Source organism: Pectobacterium colocasium, from assembly GCF_020181655.1.
In the GTDB taxonomy this organism is placed as follows: domain Bacteria; phylum Pseudomonadota; class Gammaproteobacteria; order Enterobacterales; family Enterobacteriaceae; genus Pectobacterium; species Pectobacterium colocasium.
Genome location: NZ_CP084032.1, coordinates 1,438,642 through 1,463,555 on the forward strand (window position 1 = coordinate 1,438,642; position 24,914 = coordinate 1,463,555).

Below are 24,914 nucleotides of genomic sequence, written 5' to 3' on the forward strand. Positions count from 1 at the left end.
TTCAGTGCTCCTCAATATCTTCCGGTTCGAGATCCGGCGGTGCCGACAGCGGTAAAGTGAAATGGAAGGCAGCACCGCCGCTTTCGGCATTCGTTGCCCAGATCCGGCCGCCGTGAATTTCTACTATCGCCCGACAGATTGCCAGCCCCAGTCCCACGCCGGGAATCGATGACTCTTTGTGACCACGGGAAAATTTATCAAAAATCATGCTTTCCTGGCCGTGCTCAATCCCCGGGCCATTGTCCTGCACGATGATTTCCAGCACGCTTTCCTGCGCATCGTGCTGCGGGGCGGTGCTCTCTGCAATAAGGCTTTTGGGAATAATGCTTGCTGAAATCGCGATGGTGGCCTGTTCTCCGGCGTACTTCAGCGCATTCTCCAACAGGTTAATGAACACGCGTTCCACCAGCCCTGCATCACAATAAACCAGAACCATCTCATCAGGTAGATTAACCTGAATGGTGTTTTTCGCCAGCGCGCTTTCCAACTGCTGTAGGGCGCTGCCGATCAGTTCCTCCGGTGTTTGCCACTCTTTACGTAGGTTAAAGCCATCCGACTGAATACGCGCCATATCGAGCAGGTTATTCACCAGTCGTGTGGTGTTTAAAATATGCTGGCGGATCTGGTTGGCTTGCTGGGCATAAGGCGATCCTTCACTGGCCAGATTCAACGTCAGAATCTCGGCCTGACCAAAAAGGACGGTCAGCGGCGTGCGGAGATCGTGCGAAAGCGCGGCAAGCAGCGAGTTGCGCAACTGTTCGCGCTCGGCATCCAGCCGGGCATTTTCCGTACTTTGCATCAGATGCAGACGCTCCAGCGCGTTGGCGATCAGCACGGTAAAGGTGTCCAACAGGCGCTGCTGTTCGGGAATCATCAACTGCCGAGCGTTATTAGGCTCGATCGCCAGCACGCCGAAGATTTGCTGCGTGGTTGCGAGTGGCAGAATCTGATATGACACGCCGGGAAGGGTTGTCGTTCCCGCTCCGGCGGGGGCGCGATGATCGAAGCTCCAGCGGGCGATAGCATGATCGACAATCAACTGCTGGCTGTCTCGCGCAGGTTGAGATAGCTCGGACGAGGTATGATGCAGGCTATCGGCGAGCAAAATCGCGATCCTGGCCTGAAACGTCGTGCTGAGAAAATGCTGGCTGGCTTCGACAATATCGGCGCTGGACAGGCTGCGATTCAGCGCCTTCGACATCTCATACAGATGGCGAACGCGCTGCTCGCGATAACGGGCGACCCTGGCCTGATAGCGCACGCCTGCGGTCAGATTACCGACCAGCAGGCCGACGCCGAGCATCACAGCAAAGGTGACCAGATATTGCGCATCCGAGACGGCAAAGGTGCCGCGTGGCAGAATAAAGAAGAGATCGAAACTGGCGACGTTGATGACGGCAGCGAACACCGACGGCCAGCGGCCAAAGAACAGCGCAACGATTACCACGGCCAGCAGATAAATCATCACCAGATTGACGGGTTCCAGCATGGCAAACGGCGACCATGAGGCGAGCAGAGTGATCAACGCGCACAGCAGCGTCGCCAGTCCGCAGCCAAACAACTGCATACGCCATTTCTCGACCAACCCGCGTGCATCCGGTGTTTTAATCGGTGCGGCTGATACGTCATCCTGCACGGCCACCACGACCAGATCGAGATCCGGCCCCAGTCGGCCGAGCCGTTCGGCAAAGCGCGTGCGCCACCACCAGCCGAAGCGCTGTTCTACATGGCGACCAATGACGATTTTGCCGAGGTTGTGCTCACGCGCATAGCGCAGGACGGCAAGCTCTTCATCGGGTTCCGATAGCGTCACCGTTTCTGCCCCTAAATCCTGCGCCAGCTTGAGCGCCCGCAAAATGGCGCGCCGTTGCGGTTCAGGCAAGCGGTGCAGACGCGGGGTTTCGACGTAAACGGCGTGCCAGGTGCTGCCTAGCCGCGCTGCCAGTCGTGCCGCTGTTCGCACCAGTTTTTCATTACCCGTGCCGTGGCCGATGCATAACAAAATGGCATCACGCGTATGCCAGACCTGTTCGCGCCCTTGTCCGGCACGCATGGCGCGCATTTGATCGTCAACCCGATCCGCCATGCGCCGCAGCGCCAGCTCGCGCAGGGCGATCAAATTGCCTTTGCGGAAAAAGTTCTCGACGGCGCGCTCGGCCTGTAGCGGCAGATACACTTTGCCCTCATTCAGGCGCTGCCGCAGATCGTCCGGCGGCAAGTCCACCAGAATGACTTCGCTGGCCTGATCGAATATCGGGTCTGGCACGGTTTCCCGTACCCGAATCCCCGTAACGCCGCCGACCACATCGTTCAGGCTTTCCAGATGCTGAACGTTTACCGTCGTAAAGACGTCGATACCCGCATCAAGCAATTCCTGCACGTCTTGCCAACGCTTGGGGTGACGCGATCCACTCACGTTGCTGTGCGCCAGCTCGTCGATCAGAATCAGCGCCGGACAGCGCGCCAGCGCTGCATCCAGATCGAATTCGGCGGTGTGACGGCCATGATGGCGAAAATGTTTGAGCGGTAGCAACGGCAGTCCATCCAGCAGCGCAGCGGTTTCGCTGCGGCCGTGGGTTTCGACCACGCCGACAAGAATATCTAGCCCCTGTGCACGCAGCCGCTGGGCTTCCTGCAACATGGCATAGGTTTTCCCGACACCGGCACAGGCACCAAAAAAGATCTTCAGTTTGCCGCGCGGTGGCGCACCGACCTGCGCCAGCAGGCTATCGGGATCCGGGCGGCGATCTTCACCGTCAATCATGTTCTATCCCTTATTAGCGCGGCCTGAACCGTCGTCAGGCCGCAGCAAAGACGACGGGGAGTCTGGCTCCCCGTATGATAATTAATAGTAACGCACTGTCGATTAAGGCAGGGCTTTTTCCTTATCCAGCGCCAGGTTCAACAGCAGGACATTAACCGTTGGCTGTCCAATGAACGCGGGCTTGCTGGTTTCAGTAAAGCGATCGATCAACTGCTGTACCTGCTGGAGCGACATCCCTCTGGCCTGGGCAATGTGCAGCGCCTGATAGCGTGCGGCTTCTGGGGATATTTGCGGATCCAGTCCGCTGCCGGAGGCCGTCAACAGTTCAGCGGGCACCGGTTGCTGATTGCCAACCAACTGATGCCAATAAGCGGCACGTTCACCGATCAGTTTATCCAGCGCGGGATTGCTGGCGGCCAGATTGCTGCCACCGGACGCCAGCGCGTTATACGGCGTATCTGATGTGGCGGAAGGACGCCCCTGAAAATAGCCAGCACGACTGAATGACTGCCCGATCAGGGATGAACCGACGATGGTATTCTCACGATAAATCAGCGATCCGTTTGCCTGTGTCGGGAACAACCACTGTGCCAACACCGTTGTCAGCAGCGGGTAGGCCAGACCGGTAAACAGCAGCAATAATAAGAATAAAAACAAAGAGGAACGTAAATAGCGCATAGCATACACCCGTTAGTCCTTAAGCCAGATTCAGCCCAGTCAGCAACATATCAATCAGCTTGATACCGAGGAACGGCACCAGCAGCCCGCCAAGACCATAAATCCACAGATTGCGGCTTAATTGCGCCGCTGCACTCATGGGGCGATAGCGAATCCCTTTGAGCGCCAGTGGGATCAGAAACACGATAATCAGCGCATTGAAGATCACCGCCGACAGCATGGCTGAGGTGGGTGAGTGCAGTTGCATCACGTTTAGCGCATTGAGCTGTGGGTAGGTGGCGGCAAAGGCGGCTGGGATAATCGCGAAATATTTCGCCACGTCGTTGGCGATACTGAACGTCGTCAGCGAGCCGCGCGTCATCAGCATCTGCTTACCGATGTGCACCACTTCGATCAGCTTGGTTGGATTGGAATCCAAATCAACCATGTTGCCCGCTTCCTTTGCTGCCTGCGTGCCGGAGTTCATGGCTACCGCTACATCCGCCTGCGCCAGCGCGGGAGCATCGTTCGTGCCGTCGCCGGTCATCGCCACCAGTCTGCCTTCTGCCTGATACTGGCGAATCAGCGCCAGCTTGGTTTCCGGTGTGGCTTCCGCCAGAAAATCATCGACGCCGGCTTCTGCGGCAATCGCCGCGGCGGTGAGCGGGTTGTCGCCAGTGATCATCACGGTTTTTATCCCCATACTGCGCAGCTCGGCAAAGCGCGTTTTGATGCCACTTTTTACGATATCTTTCAGTTCCACCACGCCAAGCACGCGCTTACCTTCTGCAACGACCAGTGGTGTTCCCCCGCTGCGTGCGACGTTGGAGACCGCTTCTTCGACCTGATGTGGGAAATTGCCATTATTCGCTTCAATGTAGCGACGCAGGGCATCGACAGCGCCTTTACGAATGGTGCGTTGGCCAAAATTGACGCCACTCATGCGCGTCTGGGCGGTAAAGGGGACAAAGGTGGCGTCCAACGACGCTAAGTCCTGTTCCGGCAGGTTAAAACGTTGCTTTGCCAGCACCACGATGCTGCGGCCTTCGGGCGTTTCATCCGCCAGGGAAGCGAGACGCGCGGCGTCAGCCAGCGCCTGTTCCGTCACGCCTGGCGCAGGCAGGAAAGCCGAAGCCTGACGGTTGCCCAGCGTAATGGTGCCGGTTTTATCCAGCAGCAGAACGTCAATATCGCCTGCCGCTTCGACGGCACGTCCGCTGGTGGCAATCACGTTAGCCCCCAGCATCCGGCTCATCCCAGCCACGCCGATAGCTGACAGCAGCCCGCCGATGGTGGTGGGGATCAGGCAGACGAGCAGGGCGACCAGTACGGTCACACCGACAACATCGCCGCTATTATTCGCCTGTACGCCGAACCAGGAGAACGGGTAGAGCGTGGCAGTTACCAGCAGGAAGATGAGCGTAAGCTCGATCAGCAGAATGGTCAGCGCGATTTCGTTCGGGGTTTTCCGACGCTGCGCCCCTTCAACCATGGCAATCATCCGGTCGAGGAAGGTTTCGCCGGGATTGACGCTGCACTGAATCACCAGCCAGTCGGACAGCACGCGCGTGCCGCCGGTGACGGAGGCGAAATCGCCGCCGGACTCACGGATTACTGGTGCGGATTCCCCGGTGATGGCGCTTTCATCGACGGACGCGCCGCCTTCCAGCACCTCGCCGTCGCACGGAATGGTCTCGCCCGCGCTCACCAGCACGATATCGCCTTTACGCAGGCTATTAGCCGGAACGGATTCCGAACCAGCATCGTGATGCGGCGCAGAAAGCTTGTTAGCCCAACTGGTTTTTTTGACGCCTTTCAACGCGTTTGCCTGCGCTTTGCTACGACCTTCCGCCAGCGCTTCGGCCATATTGGCGAACAGGACGGTAAACCACAGCCAGAGTGAGACCAGCCCGGTAAACATGGCGTTCCCTTCCGTTTTACCGGCCAGAATAGCCAGCCAGACGAGGGTGGTCAGCATACTGCCGAGATACACCACAAACATGACTGGGTTGCGCCACTGCACGCGCGGATCGAGTTTCTTGAGCGCATCTTTCAGCGCCGAGCGGATTAACGCTCTGTCAAACAGCGTTTGCGGTTTACGTTTGCCAACAGGGCGGGAAGCCTCGCCCTGCTGGGCAGAGGTCGGTTCCTGTGTTGCCTGATGATTCATCGTGTGACGAGTCATAAAAAGTCTCCAGCCTTAGTGAGTCAGGCCGAACTGTAAATGTTCAGCGACTGGCCCTAACGCCAGTGCAGGGATAAACGTCAGTGCGCCAATCAGCAGAACAATGGCGATGAGCATGCCGATAAACAGCGGACTGCGAGTGGACAGTGAGCCTTTGCTTTCTGGCTGGCGCTTTTTCACGACCAGCGAACCGGCGATAGCCAGTACGGGCACCATGACGGCAAAGCGGCCCAGCAGCATGGTGACAGCGAGCAGAACGTTATAGAACGGCGTGTTGACGCTCAGGCCAGCAAACGCGCTGCCGTTGTTGTTCGCGGCGGAGGACACGGCATAGAGCACTTCGCTAAAGCCGTGTGCGCCGGGGTTCAGAATGCCGCTGCGTCCGGCTTCCGTACTCAGCGCCAGCGCCGTACCGAGCAGTACTAATGCAGGAGGAATCAGAATCGCCAGCGCCGTCATCTTCATTTCATAGACTTCGATCTTTTTGCCCAGATATTCCGGCGAGCGGCCAATCATCAGGCCGGCAATAAAGACGGTCAGAAGGACGAACAGCAGCATGCCGTACAGGCCAGAACCGACGCCACCGAACACCACTTCACCAATCTGCATCAACCACATGGGAACCATGCCGCCAAGCGCGGTGAAAGAGTCGTGCATGGCGTTCACCGCCCCCGTCGAGGTAGCCGTGGTGACAACGGCATACAGGCTAGACGTCAGCACGCCAAAACGCGTCTCTTTACCTTCCAGATTCGCGGCGCTGTCCGCGCCTAATGCCAGCAGATGGGGGTTACCGCTGACCTCCATTTTCATCACTACGGCCGCGGCGACGATGAAGATGAGCCCCATCGCCCATAGCAGTGCATGGCCCTGATGATTGTCACTGACGGCTTTACCAAAGGCGAAGCACAGTGCAGTAGGAATCAGCAGGATCGCCAGCATTTGTACGATGTTGCTCAGCGCGGTCGGGTTTTCAAACGGGTGTGCCGAGTTGGCACCAAAGAAACCGCCGCCGTTGGTGCCCAACAGTTTAATCGCTTCCTGTGAGGCAACCGGCCCCATCGGCAGCGTTTGGGCTGCGCCGTCCAGCGTGGTCAGATGCTGATAAGGCAGCAGGTTCTGCAACACGCCCTGACTGACAAAAAACAGCGCCAGCAACAGAGACAGCGGCAGCAGCACATACAGCGTGATACGAAACAGATCGAGCCACGCGTTGCCCAACGTGTCGACACAGCGACGAGAAAATGCGCGGATTAACGCGAAAGCGACGGCGATGCCGCTGGCGGCGGACAGGAAGTTTTGTACCGTTAGGCCAACCATTTGGCTCAGATAACTCAGCGTGTTTTCACCACTGTAAGCCTGCCAGTTGGTGTTAGTAACAAAGCTGATTGCTGTGTTTAACGCCAAATGCCACGACAATCCCGGCATATTTTCTGGGTTAAGCGGTAGCGCCCCCTGCGCCATTAACAGGACAAACAAGACGACAATGCCGATCAGGTTAAGCGTCAGAATAGCTGCCGCATACTGTTGCCAGCGCATCTCCGTCGTATCTAAAGCGAAAAGGCGCGCCGCTCCCGCTTCAAACTTTTGCAGAAGCGTACCCGTTTCACCCTCAATCAGACGAGCCAGTCCGCTACCCAATGGCTGAGCGACGATCAGCACGGTAAGCAGCAGGCCAAAGATCAGTAAAAAAGCGTCAGCGGCCATCAGAATTCCTCCGCTTTCAACAAGGCATAAACCAGATAGGCCAGTAACAACAGCACAAGCAGGCCGCCTAAGACGATGCTAAGCGTCACAACACACCTCCAGAACAAAATAGACACTGTCAGAGTAGGAAAACGCAGGAAAAGAAGGTGCAAATTTCCCGTCTGCGGGCGTAAAAAAAGTATAAAAATGGGCTGAAAAGTAGATGGTGGGAGCGGTAATGGCGCTGCTGTGCCAACAGCATCGTCTGCGATGGGAAGGGGGTATTAAGAGAAAGGGATAAAGTGATCCAATCTAAAACCATAAATTAACTAATGGTAAGTTTATTTTTAACGTTATTGTAACTTAATAACGTAGTGACGAAAAAAGTTGGCGATTATTTCATCTTTTACTGGTCAGATGAGTAGTAAACTTTCAGAAAAAGCGGTAAAATTTTAACCAATATCACAGTTCTTATTTTGTCGTTATGAAAAGCGCCGCTGAACAAAGGCGCTTATCCCAGAGGAGGATCGTTATGTCGCTTTACACTACTTATCCCTTGCACCGTATTCTCCTGCGTCGCGCCGCCGTGGTTGCCATCGGCGTGCTGGCGTTACCGGTGATGCTGTTTCGCCGGGATCGGGCGCGTTTTTACAGCTATTTACACCGCGTCTGGCTGAAAACCAGCGATAAACCAGTATGGATGGCACAGTCCGAAGCGGCTGCTTGCGATTTTTATTAAGGCCTGCGTATAAGGTCTCTCGTGTTTATCTGCTGTATCCTTAAAACGGGAATGGCAGATAAACACGAAAAATGAACCGGCGAAGGATCGGTTTAAATATGTTTTGACGAGATTTACCCATTTCCCTTCCTGCCTGTTCTGCCGTTATTTCTCCCCAATCTCATGATTTATTACTTTATTCTTCGCTACGACTGCACAGAATCGTGGTGAAATCCGCTATGCTGGTCAGAGGGTTTACAGAATGCCAACGTGCATGCCGCTTGAAATATGACGGGTATAAGGATAAATCATGACGCTCGAACTCATCCCTGTTGGTATCAGCGCCTGTCTGCTCGGTAATCCCGTGCGGTTTGATGGCGGGCACAAGCGTCTGACGTTTGCTGTTGAACAACTGGCGCCTTATTTTCGCTTTGAACCGGTCTGCCCGGAAATGGCGATTGGTTTACCCGTGCCGCGTCCGGCGCTCAGACTGGTGCGAGAAGGGGAAAGCCACATTACGCTGCGCGCCAGCAATGGCTCGTCGCTGGATGTCACCCAGCAGATGACGGTGTTTTCTGCTGACAAAGTCAGCCAGCTTCAGCATTTATGCGGTTATATTGTCTGCGCGAAATCGCCAAGCTGCGGTATGGAACGCGTGAAGGTCTACGATGAAGGGCAAAAGAATGCACGTAAAAGCGGAGTCGGCCTGTTTACGCAGGAGCTGATGCGGCAAATGCCCTGGCTACCGATTGAGGAAGACGGACGCTTGCACGATCCCGGCCTGCGGGAGAATTTTATTGAGCGCGTTTATGCGCTACACGAACTGAACCAGCTATGGCAGGACGGGCTGAGCCGTGGCGCGCTCATTGCCTTTCATAGCCGCTATAAATTACTGCTGCTGGCGCATTCCCAGCCGGAATACCGCGAACTGGGACCATTTGTTGCGGGAATCGATAAATGGGAATCGTTGGAAGATTACATTGTTGAATACCGGAAACGTCTCATGAAGCTGTTGTCGACGCCTGCGACGCGGCGCAATCACACTAATGTGCTGATGCACGTGCAGGGCTATTTCCGGCGTCAGCTTAATGCTCAGCAGCGGCAAGAACTGGCGCAGCTCATCGATCGCTATCGGCAAGGTTTGCAGCCGCTATTGGCACCTATCACGCTGCTGCAACATTACATGGCGGAATACCCTGATGCGTACCTGGCTCAGCAGCGTTACTTTGAGCCGTACCCAGAGGCATTGCGCCTGCGTTACGGACACTAGTTTGACTGCCCGAGGAGTTTCATGACCACGCATGTCGTTACACATCATGCCGTTACCCATGTCGTCTGGCTGCGCAACGACCTGCGCATTACCGATAATCTGGCGCTGTACGCGGCCTGTCAGGATCCGAATGCCACTGTGATGGCCGTCTTTATCGCGACGCCTGCACAGTGGGAAAAACACAGTATGGCACCGCGACAGGCGGCCTTTCTGCTGGAAAACCTGACGTCGGTGCAGCATGCGCTGGCCGAGAAAGGAATCCCGCTGTATTACCATGAATGTGCCGACTTTGCGGCATCGGTTGACTGGCTGGTGCAATTTTGTGCGCAGCAGCAGACCACCGACCTTTTCTTCAATTATCAATATGAAATTAATGAGCGACTGCGTGATAAGCAGGTAAAAGATCGGCTAGCAGATAGTGTGGTTTGTCACGGCTATCATGACAGCCTGTTGCTGCCGCCGGGCAGTGTGCTGACGGGCAACGGCGAGATGTATAAAGTGTTTACGCCCTTCCGTCAGGCCTTTATCAAACGTCTGCTGGAGTCGGAGACGACGTGCGTACCAGCACCGGACGCACGCGGTGAGCCGATCAATAACACACTGGAACTGGCGCCGTTTAGCTATCCGCTGTGCGACGTGGATAGCGACGATTTCCCCTGTGGTGAACGTGCGGCATTGCAGCAACTGCGCCGTTTTTGCCGCGAGCAGGTGCAGGATTATGACCAGCAGCGGGATTTTCCTGCGTTGCCCGGCACTAGCAAACTTTCTCCGTATCTGGCGCTTGGGATCGTATCGCCGCGCCAGTGCTTTAACCGTCTGCGTGCCGAGTGCCCGGATATGCTGGAACGGCGTGAGGGTGGGGCATTTACCTGGTTTAACGAGCTGGTCTGGCGTGAATTTTACCGCCACCTGATTGTGTCCTGGCCACAGCTATGTAAACACCGACCGTTCACCGCATGGACGCAGTGGGTGAAATGGCGAGAATCGCCGGAGGATTTCGCCGCCTGGCAGCAGGGGAAAACCGGTTACCCGATCGTGGATGCGGCGATGCGTCAACTGAATGAAACGGGATGGATGCACAATCGCCTGCGTATGATCTGCGCCAGTTTTCTCGTCAAAGATTTACTGATCGATTGGCGCGAAGGCGAACGCTACTTTATGTCGCAACTGCTGGATGGCGATCTGGCGGCGAATAACGGCGGCTGGCAGTGGGCGGCATCGACCGGCACCGATGCGGCACCTTATTTTCGTATTTTCAATCCGACAACGCAGGGCGAGCGTTTCGACCCTGAAGGTCGGTTTATTCGTCACTGGCTGCCCGAACTGGCCGCTGTGCCAGATAAAGATATTCATCAGCCCCATCGCTGGGCTGACAAACACCACCATCAGCTGAACTATCCGCTGCCAATCGTCGACCATAAAACCGCGCGTCAGAATACGCTGGCGGCGTTTGAGGCGGCCAAAAATATCGGTATGGCGGATAACGATCGAGAAGAGAAAAGTAAGTATGCGTAATGTGGAACTGGAAAGCATTATTAACGAGAAACTGAACACGGCGACGTTTCAGGACTATGCGCCGAACGGTTTGCAGGTTGAAGGGCGTGCAGAAGTAAAACGTATTGTGACAGGCGTAACGGCTTCACAGGCGCTGCTGGATGCGGCGGTAGAAAAGCAGGCCGATGCGATTCTGGTTCACCACGGTTACTTCTGGAAAAACGAACCGCAGATTGTCTGTGGTATGAAGCGTAACCGACTGAAAACGCTGTTGCTCAATGATATCAATCTGTACGGCTATCACCTGCCGCTGGATGCACATCCTGAACTGGGAAATAACGCCCAACTGGCGGCACTGCTGGAGATTCAGGTGCAGGGGGCAATTGAGCCGCTGGTGCCGTATGGTGAGCTGGCGCAACCTATGACGGCGGATGCCTTTTGCCGTCGTGTAGAAAAGCGTCTGGGGCGTACCGTGCTGCATTGTGGGGATAATGCACCGCAACAGATACAGCGCGTGGCCTGGTGTACCGGCGGTGGGCAGGGCTTTATTGAACAGGCGGCCCGATTTGGTGTTGATGCTTTTATTACCGGTGAAGTGTCTGAGCAAACCATCCACATCGCGCGCGAAATGGGGTTGCACTTTTTCGCTGCTGGACACCATGCCACCGAGCGTGGCGGCATTCGGGCGTTGGGCGAATGGCTGGCGGCACAGCACGGTTTTGATGTGACATTTATTGATATTCCTAACCCTGCATGATGGGCTGAAAGTCTCTGTATCGTACAGGAATGATGCCGTATTTGTTATGTTGGCATCGTTGTTGCTTAGCTGTTGGGAAGGAAATGTATAGGTAAGCAACGCTAATCATTTGGCCATGTTCGCCATGACGGATAAAACGCGATTCAGGAGGAAAGATTGCAACGAGCACGATGTTATCTTCTGGGCGAGAGAGCGGTTGTTCTGGAACTGGAACCGCCCATGTCGCTGGAGAGCCAGCAGCGGATATGGGGGCTTGCCGAGCGCCTGAACCACCATGAAGAAGTGCTGGAAGCGATTCCGGGCATGAACAACCTGACCGTGTTACTGGCGAATCCGCAGCAGGTGGCGCTGGATGCGATTGAACGCTTGCAGCGCTGGTGGGAAGAGAGTGAGTCGCTGGTGTTTGACCCGCGGGATATCGACATTCCTGTTGTCTATGGCGGAGAGGCGGGGCCGGATCTGGCGGAAGTGGCCGCTCACAGTGGTCTCAGCGAGCGTCAGGCTGTGGAAGCGCATGCGTCTGCACAGTATGTGGTCTACTTTTTGGGCTTTCAGCCGGGTTTTGCCTATCTAGGCGGGTTAAACGAGAAATTGCATATGCCGCGTCGCGCCGAACCACGCCTGCGCGTGCCAGCCGGGTCGGTTGGTATTGGGGGAGCGCAGACAGGGATTTATCCGCTGGCGACACCGGGCGGCTGGCAACTGATTGGTCACACCTCGTTGAAATTGTTTAATCCACAAACGATGCCGCCCACGCTGTTGCGTCCTGGCGATAACGTTCGGTTTCTGCCACAGAAGGAGGGCGTATGCTGAAAGTTATCCATGCCGGATTGCATACGTCGGTGCAGGACGGCGGCCGTGTCGGCTTTCGCCGTTTAGGAATCAGCCAGTCAGGCGCACTCGATCTGCCCGCTCTGACGATGGCTAACCTGCTGGTGGGCAACGCAGAGAATGCGGCCGCGCTGGAAATTACGCTGGGCAAGTTTACCGCAACATTCACTACCGCCTGCTGGGTGGCGCTGACCGGTGCAGACTGCCATGCCGACCTTGATGGCAAACCGCTCTGGACAGGCTGGCGTTTCGCCGTGAAGCCGGGACAAACGTTGAAAATGCGTATGCCGCGTAACGGAATGCGCAGCTATCTGGCCTTGTCCGGTGGCATAGATGTGCCGGAAGCACTCGGTTCGCGCAGTACCGATTTGAAAGCGGGCTTTGGGGGTTTTGACGGACGTTTGCTGATGGACGGCGATGAGCTTGCGTTGGGTACGCCGACTCGTGAACTGACACGGGAAGTCGGCATCAAGCAGCTGTTGTTCAGCAACCGTGTGCGGGCATTGCCGGGGCCGGAGTATCAGGAGTTCAGCGAAGAAATGCAGGAGTTGTTCTGGCGAACTTCCTGGCAGTTGAGCCCGCAAAGTAACCGCATGGGCTACCGTTTGCTGGGCGCTGAGCTACAGCGTTCCGCCTTGTCAGGCAACAAACCGCGCGAACTGCCGTCACATGGGTTACTGCCCGGCGTCGTGCAGGTTCCGCATAATGGTCACCCTATCGTACTGCTGGCGGATGCGCAGACAACCGGCGGTTATCCACGCATTGCGACGGTGATCGAGGCGGATTTATTCCATCTGGCGCAAATCCGGCTCGGTGAACCGATACATTTTATTCGCTGCACGCAGGTTCAGGCGCAAAAAGCGGGTGAAGATCAGCGGCGTTATCTCGAACAACTGGCGTGGAGGCTGCATGATTATTGATCTGAATGCCGATCTGGGCGAGGGGGGGGAGAACGACGAAGCGCTGCTGAAGTTAGTGACCTCTGCCAATATTGCTTGTGGATTTCATGCTGGCGACGCACAAACCATGCGCCAGTCAGTGCGTTGGGGAATGGGCTATGGGGTTGCGCTTGGTGCGCATCCGAGTTTTCCCGATCGTGAAAATTTTGGCCGCAAAGCGATGAATGTGCCTGCTGAAGTTGTCTTTGCGCAGATGGTGTATCAGCTTGGTGCGCTTAGTGCGATTGTCGCTGCTGAAGGGGGCACGCTGTCGCATGTAAAGCCACACGGCATGCTTTACAATCAGGCCGCGTGCGAACCCGCGTTAGCCGATGCGATAGCCAAGGCGGTGAAGGTCGTCAATCCCGCGCTGCGTCTGGTCGGGTTGGCGGGCAGTGAGCTAATCCGGGCCGGGCAACGGTTGGGGCTGGAGACGCGTCAGGAAGTGTTCGCCGATCGCTGTTATCTGCCTGACGGAACGCTGGTACCGCGCACTCAGGCGGGAGCGCTGATTAATAGTGATGAGTTGGCGCTGGCCCAGACGCTGGAAATGATTCAGCGCCAGCGGGTGAGGGCAATCGACGGTTCTTGGGTGAATGTGCAGGCGGATACCGTGTGTATTCACGGTGATGGACAACATGCACTGCTGTTTGCCCGCAAATTACGCAGCTGCTTTAGCGAGCATCAGATAGCGGTTGCTGCGGCATAATGATTATTTTTGTAAGGCGGGGATAACCGATGAAAACCGTTTTGATCACGGCGTTTGAACCTTTTGAGGGTGAACCGATTAATCCCTCATGGGAAGCGGTGAAAGTGCTTCATCAACGGGAAGTCGGCGGCGCACGCGTGGTTGCCTGCTGTTTACCTTGTGTTTTTGATGTGTCGCTGGAACAGCTTTACCGCGCAATAGCGGAATGGCAGCCGGAAGTGGTCATCGCGGTAGGGCAGGCCGGCGGTCGTGCTGATATTTCTGTCGAACGCGTGGCGATTAATATTAATGATGCCCGCATTGCCGATAATCGAGGTAACCAGCCGATTGATACGCCCGTAGTCGAAAAGGGGCCTGCGGCGTATTTCTCTACGTTGCCGGTTAAAGCGCTGGTGCAAGCGTTACGTGTGGCGGGGATTCCCGCCTCGGTATCGCAAACTGCGGGGACGTTTGTCTGCAACCATGTGATGTATGGGCTTTTACATCTATTGCATCAACAAGGTGATGTGGTGCGCGGCGGATTTGTTCATATTCCTTATTCGCCGGAACAGGCTGCACGACATCCCGGTGAGCCGAGCATGCCCACGCCGCTCGTTACGGCGGCGCTGGAAGTGATGATCAAGCAGTCGTTGGTGCAGCAGGTAGATGTGGCGGTGACGGGAGGCGCCCTGCATTAGCGTGGTTAACCAAGAATGTCGTTAACCGAGAGTGGGGTTAATCGCGTAATACGTGTGCATTTCAGGGAGTAAGGTATGCCGGAAGGGCCGGAAATTCGTCGGGCGGCCGATAAGTTGGTTGCAGCCGTTGTAGGAAAAACGCTGACGCGTGTCTGGTTTGCGTTTCCTGAGTTGAAATCGTATGAGGCAGAATTGGTCGGGCAGCAGATCAGGCAGATTGAAACGCGCGGAAAAGCGCTGCTGACCTATTTTAGCAATGATCGGGTGTTGTATAGCCACAACCAGCTGTATGGCGTGTGGCGCGTGGTGAATGCCGGCGAATCGCCGGAAACGAAGCGGGATTTGCGCGTCCGGCTGGAAACGCAGGATCGTGCCATTTTGCTTTACAGCGCGTCCGATATTGCAATGTTGACGCCGGAGGCACTCGCTGCGCATCCTTTCCTGCAACGTATCGGCCCTGATGTCTTGGATCTCTCACTGACGTCGGAACAGGTCTATGAGCGTTTGCTACTCCCCCGTTTTCGTCGTCGCCAGTTTAGTGGGCTGTTGTTGGATCAGGCTTTTCTTGCGGGGCTGGGGAATTACCTGCGCGTCGAGATTCTCTGGCAGGCACAGCTGGCGCCGCAACATACGGCAGCACAGCTGAATGAGGACCAGTTGCAAACGTTAAGTCAGGCGTTGCTGGAGATTCCTCGCTTGTCCTACAACACACGCGGCGCCGTTGATGAAAACCACCATCATGGGGCGATTTTTTCGTTCAAGGTTTTCCATCGTGAAGGGGAACGCTGTGAGCGCTGCGGTGGAATCATCGAAAGAACGATGCTGTTATCACGCCCATTCTATTGGTGCCCGGGTTGCCAGAAGTAATAATGTGAGTGATTTATGCGCACGATGAATACGTTAATCCCAGAAATGATTGTCTCTGACTTACAAAAGAGTCTGGCGTTTTATTGCTACGTTTTGGGATTTCAGATTGAGTACGACAGGCCTGAAGATAAGTTCGCGTTCCTTTCTTATCATGGGAGCCAATTGATGCTGGAACAGGATTATTTAACCGAATCGCCCTGGCGTGTGGAGCCTTTAGAACCACCGTTTGGCCGTGGTATGAATTTATCGATTGAGTGCCCAGATGCTCAGGCGCTGGCGGCGGCGATTGAACGTGCGGGTTATACGCTACGCAGACCCGTGGAAACGTGCTGGTACCGCGATCATGAGGTGTACCACGGGGAAAGTAATTTTCTGGTACAGGATCCAGATGGCTATTTATTGCGATTCACGCAAAGTTTAGGTTGTAAGTCATCCCTTTAGTGCCGTTATGAAAATGCTAACTCTACCGGGGCTGACCTGAATGGTTCAAACGAAGTTGCATTGGGTGAACACTTGCATAGTTAACATTCTAACGGATGACGGTACAACACTAGAATTTAACAAAACCAAAGGCAGAAGAATGCGGGCATGAAAGTAATCAAATATCTATTACTGCTTTTGGTTCCTGCGATGATGGTTGGGATGTTATTTATATTTATTGTGGCATCGGGTTCTACGGAGATAAGAACGTATACTGAAGGCGATCATTTTACCTACTATGCGTTCACCGATGAAGATATCCGCAATACCCCAAGGATATCGAGCAATTACGCTTTTGAATATGTGCCCGGCGATGGTTATGCGCCATCAAATGCCATCATTTGTAATGATACCTCTGATGCTACCCCGCTAAAAACGTACCTCACAGCATTAGGATATGAACAGCAGAAACGTAAGCAGGGGGAGGAAGATGTGTGGAAAAAGCGTACTGAGATTGAAGGGGCAACCTTCTATATCTGGGTTAATAAAGACGCTAAACAGGTTTACCTTACGAAAGTATTCCATGACTAACTGCGCTGATTATCCGTATTTCAATCACCATTGAAAATCAGTGTAGGGTAAAAAACAAAGGCCGGATACTATATCCGGCCTTTTTGATGCGTACTGAATGGATTAATCGTGTTTCAGATTGGACGTAAAGTCACGTTTGTCGTAGCCGGTATACAGCTGACGTGGACGGGCAATTTTGATGCCGTCGTCGTGCATTTCGTTCCAGTGCGCAATCCAGCCCACAGTACGTGCCATCGCGAAGATAACGGTGAACATGGAAGAAGGAATACCCATCGCTTTCAGGATAATACCGGAGTAGAAGTCCACGTTCGGGTACAGTTTCTTCTCAATGAAGTACGGGTCGTTCAGCGCGATATGCTCCAGCTCCATTGCCACTTCCAGCAGGTCGTCTTTTCTGCCCAGTTCTTTCAGCACTTCATGACAGGTTTCACGCATGACTTTGGCGCGTGGATCGTGGTTCTTGTACACGCGGTGGCCGAAGCCCATCAGACGGAAGGAGTCGTTCTTGTCTTTTGCACGTTCGATAAACGCAGGGATGTGTTCCACGCTGCTGATCTCTTCCAGCATACGCAGACAGGCTTCGTTCGCGCCGCCGTGCGCCGGTCCCCACAGTGAGGCGATCCCCGCGGCGATACAGGCAAACGGGTTTGCGCCAGACGAGCCAGCAGTACGGACGGTAGACGTCGAGGCGTTTTGTTCGTGATCGGCATGCAGGATCAGAATACGATCCATGGCGCGTTCCAGCACCGGATTTACAACATACTCTTCGCAAGGGGTGGAGAACATCATGTGCAGGAAGTTACCCGCGTAGGACAGGTTGTTTTTCGGATAAACAAACGGCTGACCCAGTGAATATTTGTAGCACATTGCCGCGACGGTCGGCATTTTGGACAGCAAGCGGTAGGCCGCGATTTCACGGTGGCGCTCAATGTTAATGTCCAGTGAATCGTGGTAGAACGCCGCCAGCGCGCCAGTCACGCCGCACAATACGGCCATTGGGTGTGAATCGCGGCGGAAACCGTGGAACAGACGGGTAATCTGCTCATGGATCATGGTGTGACGCGTCACGGTCGTCTTGAAGGTTTCATATTGTTCTACCGTTGGGACTTCACCGAACAGCAGGATGTAACACACTTCAAGATAATTAGACTTTTCAGCCAGTTGGGCAATTGGGAAGCCGCGGTGCAGCAGAACGCCTTCATCACCGTCGATATAAGTAATCTTTGATTCGCAAGATGCGGTAGAGGTAAAACCGGGGTCAAATGTGAAGTAACCTTTAGAACCGAGGGGACGAATATCAATCTCATCATGTCCTAGTGTGCCTGATAGGACATTTAGCTCAATTGGTTCTTTACCTTCTAGAATAAGTGTTGCTTTTTTATCAGCCATTTACAGTCTCCTTAGCGCTTTAATTTTAAAAATTTTCACTGAAGAAATACCGTCATGCCTGTGCACCGGTAAAGGATAATAACCGGTGAAACTCTGTCGTGACACAGTCGTCAAATAGGGTACAGAGTAAGGCGGATCGCCGCATTCAGGATGAAAAATTCGTTCTCCAGGTAATTAACGATATTCAGATAATGAGTTGCGCTCTGAATAGATTCTAGTCATTACCTATGACTTTTACGTGGACTCTCTCCACTGTTACATAAGTTACGTCAGTGTGGAAGTGTCGCCGTGTGCTTTAACACATCATAAGGAACTCAATCCCCTAGTTGTAATTGAAATGTTGAACTTTTGTCAAATCAGATAATTAATTTTATATAAATTGTGAAATTCGTGATCTAAATCACTGTTCGGGGCAAATGTCACCAAACAGTTTGTATGGGAATTGTAATAGGAATGTGAAGCACCTATACTGCCGCCAGGTCTCCGGAATCACCCTGCAGTAGGAGCACCCAGTATGAAAGGATCATGCGCCGTTTAGACACCGGAATGTCGATGTTTGAGCGCGTATCGTAAACCCACTCTTCAGGGCTGCAACTTTCATACTGTCTGACCTCACATCAGGCCCGGAGGAAGAAACAATAATAAAAGCTGTGTGGGCAAATCTGTGAAAAAACAAAGACCTGTCAATCTGGAATTGCAGACGATCCAGTTTCCCGTTACTGCGATAGCATCTATTCTTCACCGCGTCTCCGGCGTTATCACCTTTGTCGCTGTCGGTATTTTACTGTGGCTGTTAGGCACTTCTCTTTCTTCAGAGGAAGGGTTCCTGCGCGCTGCGGAAATTATGGATAGCTTCATCGTCAAGTTTATCGTTTGGGGCATCCTCGTTGCGCTGGCTTATCACATTGTTGGTGGTTTACGTCATCTCTTGATGGATTTTGGCTATATAGAAGAAGACCTTGCCGCAGGTAAGCGTTCTGCAAATATCTCCTTTATTATTACTGTCGTGCTTTCAATTCTGGCTGGAGTCCTCGTATGGTAAGCAATGCTTCTGCGTTAGGACGCAATGGCGTACACGATTGGTTACTGATTCGCGCTTCCGCCATCGTCATTGTTCTGTATGTAATTTATATCATTGGTTTTATTGCTACGGCTGGCGATATCACGTATGAAATCTGGCGTGGTTTCTTCGCGATGGCTCTCACCAAAGTATTCACACTGCTAACGTTATTTTCCATTCTGGTTCATGCCTGGATAGGGATGTGGCAAGTACTGACCGACTACATCAAACCGCTGGCTTTACGCCTGACTTTACAGTTGGCGATTGTCGTCGCGCTATTGGTGTACGTCATTTATGGAACTATTGTGGTGTGGGGTGCGTGATGAATTTGCCAGTCAGAGAATTTGATGCAGTGGTTGTTGGTGCGGGTGGCGCAGGTATGCGTGCCGCGCTGCAAATCTCCCAAATGGGCCTGTCCTGTGCCCTGTTATCGAAAGTGTTTCCAACCCGTTCCCATACTGTTTCTGCGCAGGGCGGTATTACCGTTGCGCTGGGTAACACCCATGAAGATAACTGGGAATGGCACATGTATGACACCGTAAAAGGGTCAGATTACATTGGCGACCAGGACGCGATTGAATATATGTGTAAAACCGGCCCGGAAGCGATTCTGGAACTGGAACACATGGGTTTACCGTTCTCCCGCCTGGACGATGGCCGCATTTATCAGCGTCCGTTCGGCGGTCAGTCTAAGAATTTTGGCGGCGAGCAGGCCGCGCGTACCGCAGCGGCGGCTGACCGTACCGGTCACGCACTGCTGCATACGCTGTATCAGCAGAACCTGAAAAACCATACGACCATTTTCTCCGAGTGGTACGCCCTCGATCTGGTGAAGAATCAGGATGGTGCGGTGGTCGGCTGTACGGCGATCTGTATTGAAACCGGTGAAGTGGTCTATTTCAAAGCCAAAGCGACCGTACTGGCGACGGGTGGTGCGGGCCGTATCTATCAGTCTACAACCAACGCACACATTAATACGGGTGATGGTGTTGGCATGGCATTACGTGCCGGCGTTCCATTGCAGGACATGGAAATGTGGCAGTTCCACCCGACGGGTATTGCTGGCGCCGGTGTGCTGGTAACCGAAGGCTGCCGTGGTGAAGGCGGCTACCTGCTGAACAAGCACGGTGAACGTTTTATGGAACGCTACGCGCCGAACGCGAAAGATCTGGCGGGCCGTGACGTTGTTGCGCGTTCCATCATGATCGAGATTCGTGAAGGCCGTGGCTGCGATGGCCCGTGGGGACCACACGCCAAGCTGAAGCTGGATCATCTGGGTAAAGACGTTCTGGAATCCCGTCTGCCGGGTATTTTGGAGCTCTCCCGCACGTTTGCTCACGTCGACCCGGTGAAAGAGCCGATTCCGGTTATTCCAACCTGCCACTATATGATGGGTGGTATTCCGACCAAAGTGAGCGGTCAGGCGTTGACGGTGAATGAGAAAGGCGAAGATGTGGTGATTCCAGGGCTGTTCGCCGTGGGTGAAATTGCCTGCGTCTCGGTTCATGGTGCTAACCGTCTGGGCGGTAACTCACTGCTCGACCTGGTGGTATTCGGTCGTTCGGCGGGTATTCACCTGCAAGAGTCTCTGGAAGAGCAGGGCACTAGTCGTGATGCCAGCGATTCCGATATTGAGGCATCGCTCGATCGTCTGAACCGTTGGAATAATACCCGTTCAGGGGAAGATCCGGTTGAAATCCGTAAAGCGCTGCAATCCTGTATGCAGAACAACTTCTCGGTCTTCCGCGAAGGTGACGCGATGGCGAAAGGGTTGGAAGAGCTCAAAGTGATCCGTGAACGTCTGAAAAATGCGCGTCTGGACGATACCTCAAGCGAGTTCAATACTCAGCGTATCGAGTGCCTGGAGCTGGATAATCTGATGGAAACCGCCTATGCGACAGCGGTATCCGCCAACTTCCGTACCGAAAGCCGTGGTGCACACAGCCGCTTCGACTATCCAGAGCGTGACGATGAGAATTGGCTGTGCCATTCGTTGTATCTGCCGCAAACCGACAGCATGACGCGCCGTGAGGTGAACATGCAGCCTAAACTGCGTCCGGCGTTCCCGCCGAAAGTACGTACTTATTAATTGCGGAGATCAAACGATGAAACTCGAATTTTCTATTTATCGTTACAACCCGGATGTTGATGATGCTCCGCGGATGCAGGATTACCAGTTGGAAGCGGAAGAAGGCCGCGACATGATGCTGCTGGATGCGCTGATGCTGCTGAAAGAGCAGGACCCGACGTTATCATTCCGTCGTTCCTGCCGTGAAGGCGTCTGCGGTTCCGATGGCGTTAACATGAATGGCAAAAATGGACTGGCCTGTATTACGCCGGTTTCTGCGTTACGTCGCGGAAACAGCAAAATTGTTATCCGTCCTTTACCTGGATTACCGGTTGTACGTGATTTGGTAGTGGACATGGGACAGTTCTATGCTCAATATGAGAAAATAAAGCCTTACCTGTTGAATAATGGGAAAAATCCGCCGGCGCGTGAGCATCTGCAATCGCCCGATCAACGTGCCAAGCTGGATGGGTTATATGAATGCATCATGTGCGCCTGCTGTTCAACGTCTTGCCCGTCGTTCTGGTGGAACCCGGACAAGTTTGTTGGGCCTGCGGGGCTGCTGGCGGCTTACCGTTTCCTGATCGACAGCCGCGATACGGAAACCAAGCCACGACTGGACGAGCTGGACGATGCGTTCAGCGTCTTCCGCTGCCACGGTATCATGAACTGCGTCAACGTGTGTCCTAAAGGGCTGAACCCGACTAAGGCTATTGGTCATATTAAATCGATGTTGTTGCACCGCAGCGCGTAACGGATAGTGAGTATGTAACGCGTTATTGCATAAAGATAAGTAGTAAAACATGTATCTCCCTCTGGAGTTGCTATTCTTCAGAGGGAGCGCAGGAAACCTTTAAAAACCGGCTTACGCGGCAGAACCGGTTTTTAAAGGTTCCTTAGGGGGGATGGATACCCTAAGCGCGTACCGATGTACGACAAGTGAACCGTTTGTACGGTAAACGATATACGGGCACTAATTACATGTTAACCACGGCGAAAACTGAAGCTTATTAGCTTAAGGGATCATAATGCAGAACGGCGCAATGAAGGCCTGGCTGGATTCCTCCTATTTGGCGGGTGCGAATCAGTCCTACATAGAGCAACTCTATGAAGATTTTTTAACCGATCCTGACTCGATCGAACATAGCTGGCGCTCGATCTTCCAGCAATTGCCTACGAGTGGGGTCAAACCGGATCAACTCCATTCCAAAACGCGTGATTATTTCCGCCGTCTGGCGAAAGACGCTTCGCGCTTTACTTCATCTGTCACCGATCCCGATATTGATGCTAAGCAGGTCAAGGTATTGCAGCTGATCAATGCGTTCCGCTTCCGTGGACATCAGCGCGCTAACCTGGACCCGATTTTCCTGCGCCCTCAAGAGCCAGTTGCAGAACTGGATCTGGATTACCACAATCTGACGCAGGATGACCTACAGGAATCCTTCAACGTAGGTTCTTTTGCCATCGGCAAAGACACCATGAAGCTGGAAGATCTGTATGAAGCACTGAAGCGCACGTATTGCGGTTCTATCGGTGCGGAATACATGCATATCACCAGTACGGAAGAGAAACGTTGGATCCAGCAGCGTATCGAATCGGTAATGGGGCAGCCGTCATTTTCTCTCGAAGAAAAGCGTCGTTTCCTGAAAGAATTAACCGCAGCCGAAGGGCTGGAACGTTATCTGGGTGCTAAGTATCCCGGTGCGAAGCGTTTCTCGCTAGAAGGCGGCGATGCGTTGGTTCCGATGCTGAAAGAACTGATTCGCCATGCTGGCGCGAATGGTACGCGCGAAGTGGTATTGGGGATGGCGCACCGTGGCCGCCTCAACGTGCTGATCAACGTCTTGGGCAAAAAATCTCAGGATCTGTTCGATGAGTTCGCCGGCAAGCATAAAGAACACCTGGGCACGGGTGACGTAAAATATCATCAGGGTTTCTCTTCTGAATTCGATACCGCTGGCGGCCTGGTGCATTTGGCACTGGCGTTCAACCCTTCGCATCTTGAAATCGTTAGCCCGGTTGTGACGGGATCGGTTCGTGCACGTCTTGACCGCCTTAGCAGCCAGAGTGGTCCACGTGTTCTGCCAATCACTATCCACGGCGATGCGGCAGTGAGTGGTCAGGGTGTGGTTCAGGAACTGTTGAATATGTCTACGGTGCGTGGCTACGAAGTCGGTGGCACGCTGCGTATTGTTATCAACAACCGTATCGGTTTCACCACGTCTAACCCGCTGGATATCCGTTCCACCGAGTACTGTACCGATATCGGTAAAATGGTGCAGGCGCCGATTTTCCACGTTAACGCAGACGATCCAGAAGCGGTGGCGTTTGTTACACGCCTGGCGTTGGATTTCCGCAATGCCTTTAAGCGCGATGTATTTATCGATCTAATTTGTTACCGCCGCCATGGCCATAACGAAGCAGATGAGCCAAGTGCAACGCAGCCGATGATGTACCAGAAGATCAAAAAACATCCTACGCCACGCAAGGTCTATGCCGACCGTCTGGAGCAGGAAAAATCTATCACGCTGGAAGATGCCACCGAAATGGTCAATTTGTACCGTGACGCACTGGATGCGGGTGAGTGCGTGGTAGAAGAATGGCGTGAAATGGATATGCAGTCCTTTACCTGGACGCCGTATCTGAACCATGAGTGGGATGAGCCTTATCCGCACGCAACAGAAATGAAGCGTTTGCAGGAACTGGCGAAGCGTATCAGTGAAGTGCCGGAAGGGATCGACGTTCATCCTCGCGTTGCCAAAGTCTACGCTGACCGTGCTGAAATGGCCGCTGGCAACAAGCCATTTGACTGGGGCGGAGCGGAAACGCTGGCCTACGCGACGCTGGTCGATGAGGGTATCCCGATTCGCCTGTCCGGTGAGGATAGCGGCCGCGGTACGTTCTTCCATCGCCATGCTGTTGTCCATAACCAGAAAAACGGTTCCAGCTATACGCCGCTGAACCACGTGCACAACGGGCAGGGCGCGTTTAACGTCTGGGACTCCGTATTGTCCGAAGAGGCGATTCTGGCGTTTGAATACGGTTATGCGACCGCAGAACCGCGCACGCTGACCATCTGGGAAGCGCAGTTTGGTGACTTCGCCAACGGTGCGCAGGTGGTTATCGACCAGTTCATCAGTTCCGGTGAGCAGAAGTGGGGCCGGATGTGTGGTCTGGTTATGCTGCTGCCGCACGGTTACGAAGGACAGGGCCCAGAGCACTCGTCTGCGAGACTGGAACGTTATCTGCAATTGTGCGCTGAGCAAAATATGCAGGTTTGTATTCCGTCAACGCCTGCACAGGTATATCACATGCTTCGCCGTCAGGCGCTGCGCGGAATGCGCCGTCCGCTGGTGGTTATGTCACCGAAATCCCTGCTGCGTCATCCGCTGGCAATCTCTTCACTGGAAGAACTGGCGAACGGTTCCTTCCAGCCAGCGATTGGGGAAATAGAAGAATTAGATCCGGCAGCCGTGAAGCGTGTCGTGCTTTGTTCCGGTAAGGTCTACTATGATTTGCTGGAGCAGCGCCGCAAAAACGAGCAAAAAGATGTCGCGATCGTCCGTATCGAACAGCTTTATCCATTCCCGCATCAGGCAGTACAAGCGGCACTGGAACCTTTTGCCCATGTTCACGATTTCGTGTGGTGTCAGGAAGAGCCGCTGAATCAGGGAGCCTGGTATTGCAGTCAGCACCATTTCCGTGAAGTGATTCCGTTTGGGGCTTCTTTACGTTACGCAGGACGCCCGGCGTCTGCATCACCCGCCGTTGGCTATATGTCCGTACACCAGAAACAACAGCAAGATCTGGTCGATGACGCGCTGAACGTTGATTAA

22 protein-coding genes are annotated in these 24,914 nt (G+C 54.0%); 16 read left to right on the forward strand and 6 right to left on the reverse strand.

The annotated features are described in order from the left end of the window. Position 1: 1 nt before the first annotated feature. The 5 genes from kdpD to kdpF all read right to left on the reverse strand — a co-directional run bounded on the left by kdpD (position 2) and on the right by kdpF (position 7,399). Positions 2 to 2,764 carry a two-component system sensor histidine kinase KdpD gene (gene kdpD, locus LCF41_RS06375; RefSeq protein ID WP_225087345.1) on the reverse strand — a complete coding sequence of 921 codons (2,763 nt, stop codon included), beginning with the start codon at positions 2,762 to 2,764 and terminating at the stop codon, positions 2 to 4. 102 nt (positions 2,765 to 2,866) lie between these two features. Continuing rightward, positions 2,867 to 3,442 (reverse strand): potassium-transporting ATPase subunit KdpC, encoded by a 576-nt coding sequence (gene kdpC, locus LCF41_RS06380; protein ID WP_225087346.1) that lies wholly within the window; start codon positions 3,440 to 3,442, stop codon positions 2,867 to 2,869. Between the two features lie 19 nt (positions 3,443 to 3,461). Continuing rightward, complete coding sequence (gene kdpB / locus LCF41_RS06385) at positions 3,462 to 5,606, reverse strand: potassium-transporting ATPase subunit KdpB (RefSeq protein WP_225087347.1); 2,145 nt, start codon at positions 5,604 to 5,606, stop codon at positions 3,462 to 3,464. A gap of 15 nt (positions 5,607 to 5,621) precedes the next feature. Beyond that, positions 5,622 to 7,310 (reverse strand): potassium-transporting ATPase subunit KdpA, encoded by a 1,689-nt coding sequence (gene kdpA, locus LCF41_RS06390; protein ID WP_225087348.1) that lies wholly within the window; start codon positions 7,308 to 7,310, stop codon positions 5,622 to 5,624. Continuing rightward, complete coding sequence (gene kdpF, locus LCF41_RS06395) at positions 7,310 to 7,399, reverse strand: K(+)-transporting ATPase subunit F (protein ID WP_039290783.1); 90 nt, start codon at positions 7,397 to 7,399, stop codon at positions 7,310 to 7,312. The genes kdpA and kdpF overlap by 1 nt, the downstream gene beginning before the upstream one ends. A gap of 422 nt (positions 7,400 to 7,821) precedes the next feature. Between kdpF and LCF41_RS06400 the strand changes: the two genes are divergently transcribed. The 11 genes from LCF41_RS06400 to LCF41_RS06450 all read left to right on the forward strand — a co-directional run bounded on the left by LCF41_RS06400 (position 7,822) and on the right by LCF41_RS06450 (position 16,561). Further along, positions 7,822 to 8,028, forward strand: coding sequence for a YbfA family protein (locus tag LCF41_RS06400; RefSeq protein WP_010299142.1), 207 nt, complete (start codon positions 7,822 to 7,824; stop codon positions 8,026 to 8,028). A gap of 289 nt (positions 8,029 to 8,317) precedes the next feature. After that, complete coding sequence (locus LCF41_RS06405; RefSeq protein WP_225087349.1) at positions 8,318 to 9,277, forward strand: YbgA family protein; 960 nt, start codon at positions 8,318 to 8,320, stop codon at positions 9,275 to 9,277. A gap of 21 nt (positions 9,278 to 9,298) precedes the next feature. Then, positions 9,299 to 10,792, forward strand: coding sequence for a deoxyribodipyrimidine photo-lyase (gene phrB / locus LCF41_RS06410; protein ID WP_225087350.1), 1,494 nt, complete (start codon positions 9,299 to 9,301; stop codon positions 10,790 to 10,792). After that, positions 10,785 to 11,528 carry a type 2 GTP cyclohydrolase I gene (locus LCF41_RS06415; RefSeq protein ID WP_225087351.1) on the forward strand — a complete coding sequence of 248 codons (744 nt, stop codon included), beginning with the start codon at positions 10,785 to 10,787 and terminating at the stop codon, positions 11,526 to 11,528. The genes phrB and LCF41_RS06415 overlap by 8 nt, the downstream gene beginning before the upstream one ends. A 156-nt stretch (positions 11,529 to 11,684) precedes the next feature. Continuing rightward, entirely contained in the window at positions 11,685 to 12,341 is a 657-nt protein-coding gene (gene pxpB / locus LCF41_RS06420; protein WP_225087352.1) for a 5-oxoprolinase subunit PxpB, read from the forward strand. Beyond that, positions 12,335 to 13,279: a 5-oxoprolinase subunit PxpC gene (pxpC, locus tag LCF41_RS06425; RefSeq protein ID WP_225087353.1), complete on the forward strand. Its 945-nt coding sequence runs from the start codon at positions 12,335 to 12,337 to the stop codon at positions 13,277 to 13,279. The genes pxpB and pxpC overlap by 7 nt, the downstream gene beginning before the upstream one ends. Beyond that, complete coding sequence (pxpA, locus tag LCF41_RS06430) at positions 13,269 to 14,006, forward strand: 5-oxoprolinase subunit PxpA (protein WP_225087354.1); 738 nt, start codon at positions 13,269 to 13,271, stop codon at positions 14,004 to 14,006. Before pxpC ends, pxpA begins: the two co-directional genes overlap by 11 nt. A 29-nt stretch (positions 14,007 to 14,035) precedes the next feature. Then, entirely contained in the window at positions 14,036 to 14,683 is a 648-nt protein-coding gene (pcp, locus tag LCF41_RS06435) for a pyroglutamyl-peptidase I (RefSeq protein WP_225087355.1), read from the forward strand. 75 nt (positions 14,684 to 14,758) lie between these two features. Beyond that, positions 14,759 to 15,550, forward strand: coding sequence for an endonuclease VIII (gene nei / locus LCF41_RS06440; RefSeq protein WP_225087356.1), 792 nt, complete (start codon positions 14,759 to 14,761; stop codon positions 15,548 to 15,550). A 15-nt stretch (positions 15,551 to 15,565) separates the two neighbouring features. Then, positions 15,566 to 15,991, forward strand: coding sequence for a bleomycin resistance protein (locus tag LCF41_RS06445; RefSeq protein ID WP_225087357.1), 426 nt, complete (start codon positions 15,566 to 15,568; stop codon positions 15,989 to 15,991). A gap of 147 nt (positions 15,992 to 16,138) precedes the next feature. Next, positions 16,139 to 16,561, forward strand: a complete 423-nt coding sequence (locus LCF41_RS06450; protein WP_225087358.1) for a hypothetical protein — start codon at positions 16,139 to 16,141, stop codon at positions 16,559 to 16,561. Positions 16,562 to 16,663: 102 nt separating this feature from the next. Here the strand turns inward: LCF41_RS06450 and LCF41_RS06455 are convergent, their stop codons facing one another. Further along, the gene (locus LCF41_RS06455) at positions 16,664 to 17,950 is read right to left on the reverse strand and encodes a citrate synthase (protein ID WP_225087359.1); all 1,287 of its coding nucleotides are present in this window, start codon (positions 17,948 to 17,950) and stop codon (positions 16,664 to 16,666) included. Positions 17,951 to 18,602: 652 nt separating this feature from the next. Here LCF41_RS06455 and sdhC point away from each other — a divergent pair. The 5 genes from sdhC to sucA all read left to right on the forward strand — a co-directional run bounded on the left by sdhC (position 18,603) and on the right by sucA (position 24,914). Beyond that, positions 18,603 to 18,992, forward strand: coding sequence for a succinate dehydrogenase cytochrome b556 subunit (gene sdhC / locus LCF41_RS06460; protein ID WP_015839512.1), 390 nt, complete (start codon positions 18,603 to 18,605; stop codon positions 18,990 to 18,992). Further along, the gene (gene sdhD, locus LCF41_RS06465) at positions 18,986 to 19,333 is read left to right on the forward strand and encodes a succinate dehydrogenase membrane anchor subunit (protein ID WP_010284997.1); all 348 of its coding nucleotides are present in this window, start codon (positions 18,986 to 18,988) and stop codon (positions 19,331 to 19,333) included. Before sdhC ends, sdhD begins: the two co-directional genes overlap by 7 nt. Continuing rightward, entirely contained in the window at positions 19,333 to 21,099 is a 1,767-nt protein-coding gene (gene sdhA, locus LCF41_RS06470; RefSeq protein WP_180742381.1) for a succinate dehydrogenase flavoprotein subunit, read from the forward strand. The genes sdhD and sdhA overlap by 1 nt, the downstream gene beginning before the upstream one ends. A 16-nt stretch (positions 21,100 to 21,115) precedes the next feature. Further along, complete coding sequence (locus tag LCF41_RS06475) at positions 21,116 to 21,832, forward strand: succinate dehydrogenase iron-sulfur subunit (protein ID WP_015839515.1); 717 nt, start codon at positions 21,116 to 21,118, stop codon at positions 21,830 to 21,832. A 274-nt stretch (positions 21,833 to 22,106) separates the two neighbouring features. After that, positions 22,107 to 24,914 carry a 2-oxoglutarate dehydrogenase E1 component gene (gene sucA, locus LCF41_RS06480; protein WP_225087360.1) on the forward strand — a complete coding sequence of 936 codons (2,808 nt, stop codon included), beginning with the start codon at positions 22,107 to 22,109 and terminating at the stop codon, positions 24,912 to 24,914.

Bases quoted from the DNA above. Each gene is read 5' to 3' on its own strand.
- kdpD (WP_225087345.1), bottom strand. From the start codon at position 2,764: ATGATTGACGGTGAAGATCGCCGCCCGGATCCCGATAGCCTGCTGGCG.
- kdpC (WP_225087346.1), bottom strand. From the start codon at position 3,442: ATGCGCTATTTACGTTCCTCTTTGTTTTTATTCTTATTATTGCTGCTG.
- kdpB (WP_225087347.1), bottom strand. From the start codon at position 5,606: ATGACTCGTCACACGATGAATCATCAGGCAACACAGGAACCGACCTCT.
- kdpA (WP_225087348.1), bottom strand. From the start codon at position 7,310: ATGGCCGCTGACGCTTTTTTACTGATCTTTGGCCTGCTGCTTACCGTG.
- LCF41_RS06400 (WP_010299142.1), top strand. From the start codon at position 7,822: ATGTCGCTTTACACTACTTATCCCTTGCACCGTATTCTCCTGCGTCGC.
- LCF41_RS06405 (WP_225087349.1), top strand. From the start codon at position 8,318: ATGACGCTCGAACTCATCCCTGTTGGTATCAGCGCCTGTCTGCTCGGT.
- phrB (WP_225087350.1), top strand. From the start codon at position 9,299: ATGACCACGCATGTCGTTACACATCATGCCGTTACCCATGTCGTCTGG.
- LCF41_RS06415 (WP_225087351.1), top strand. From the start codon at position 10,785: ATGCGTAATGTGGAACTGGAAAGCATTATTAACGAGAAACTGAACACG.
- pxpC (WP_225087353.1), top strand. From the start codon at position 12,335: ATGCTGAAAGTTATCCATGCCGGATTGCATACGTCGGTGCAGGACGGC.
- pxpA (WP_225087354.1), top strand. From the start codon at position 13,269: ATGATTATTGATCTGAATGCCGATCTGGGCGAGGGGGGGGAGAACGAC.
- pcp (WP_225087355.1), top strand. From the start codon at position 14,036: ATGAAAACCGTTTTGATCACGGCGTTTGAACCTTTTGAGGGTGAACCG.
- nei (WP_225087356.1), top strand. From the start codon at position 14,759: ATGCCGGAAGGGCCGGAAATTCGTCGGGCGGCCGATAAGTTGGTTGCA.
- LCF41_RS06445 (WP_225087357.1), top strand. From the start codon at position 15,566: ATGCGCACGATGAATACGTTAATCCCAGAAATGATTGTCTCTGACTTA.
- LCF41_RS06450 (WP_225087358.1), top strand. From the start codon at position 16,139: ATGAAAGTAATCAAATATCTATTACTGCTTTTGGTTCCTGCGATGATG.
- LCF41_RS06455 (WP_225087359.1), bottom strand. From the start codon at position 17,950: ATGGCTGATAAAAAAGCAACACTTATTCTAGAAGGTAAAGAACCAATT.
- sdhD (WP_010284997.1), top strand. From the start codon at position 18,986: ATGGTAAGCAATGCTTCTGCGTTAGGACGCAATGGCGTACACGATTGG.
- sdhA (WP_180742381.1), top strand. From the start codon at position 19,333: ATGAATTTGCCAGTCAGAGAATTTGATGCAGTGGTTGTTGGTGCGGGT.
- LCF41_RS06475 (WP_015839515.1), top strand. From the start codon at position 21,116: ATGAAACTCGAATTTTCTATTTATCGTTACAACCCGGATGTTGATGAT.
- sucA (WP_225087360.1), top strand. From the start codon at position 22,107: ATGCAGAACGGCGCAATGAAGGCCTGGCTGGATTCCTCCTATTTGGCG.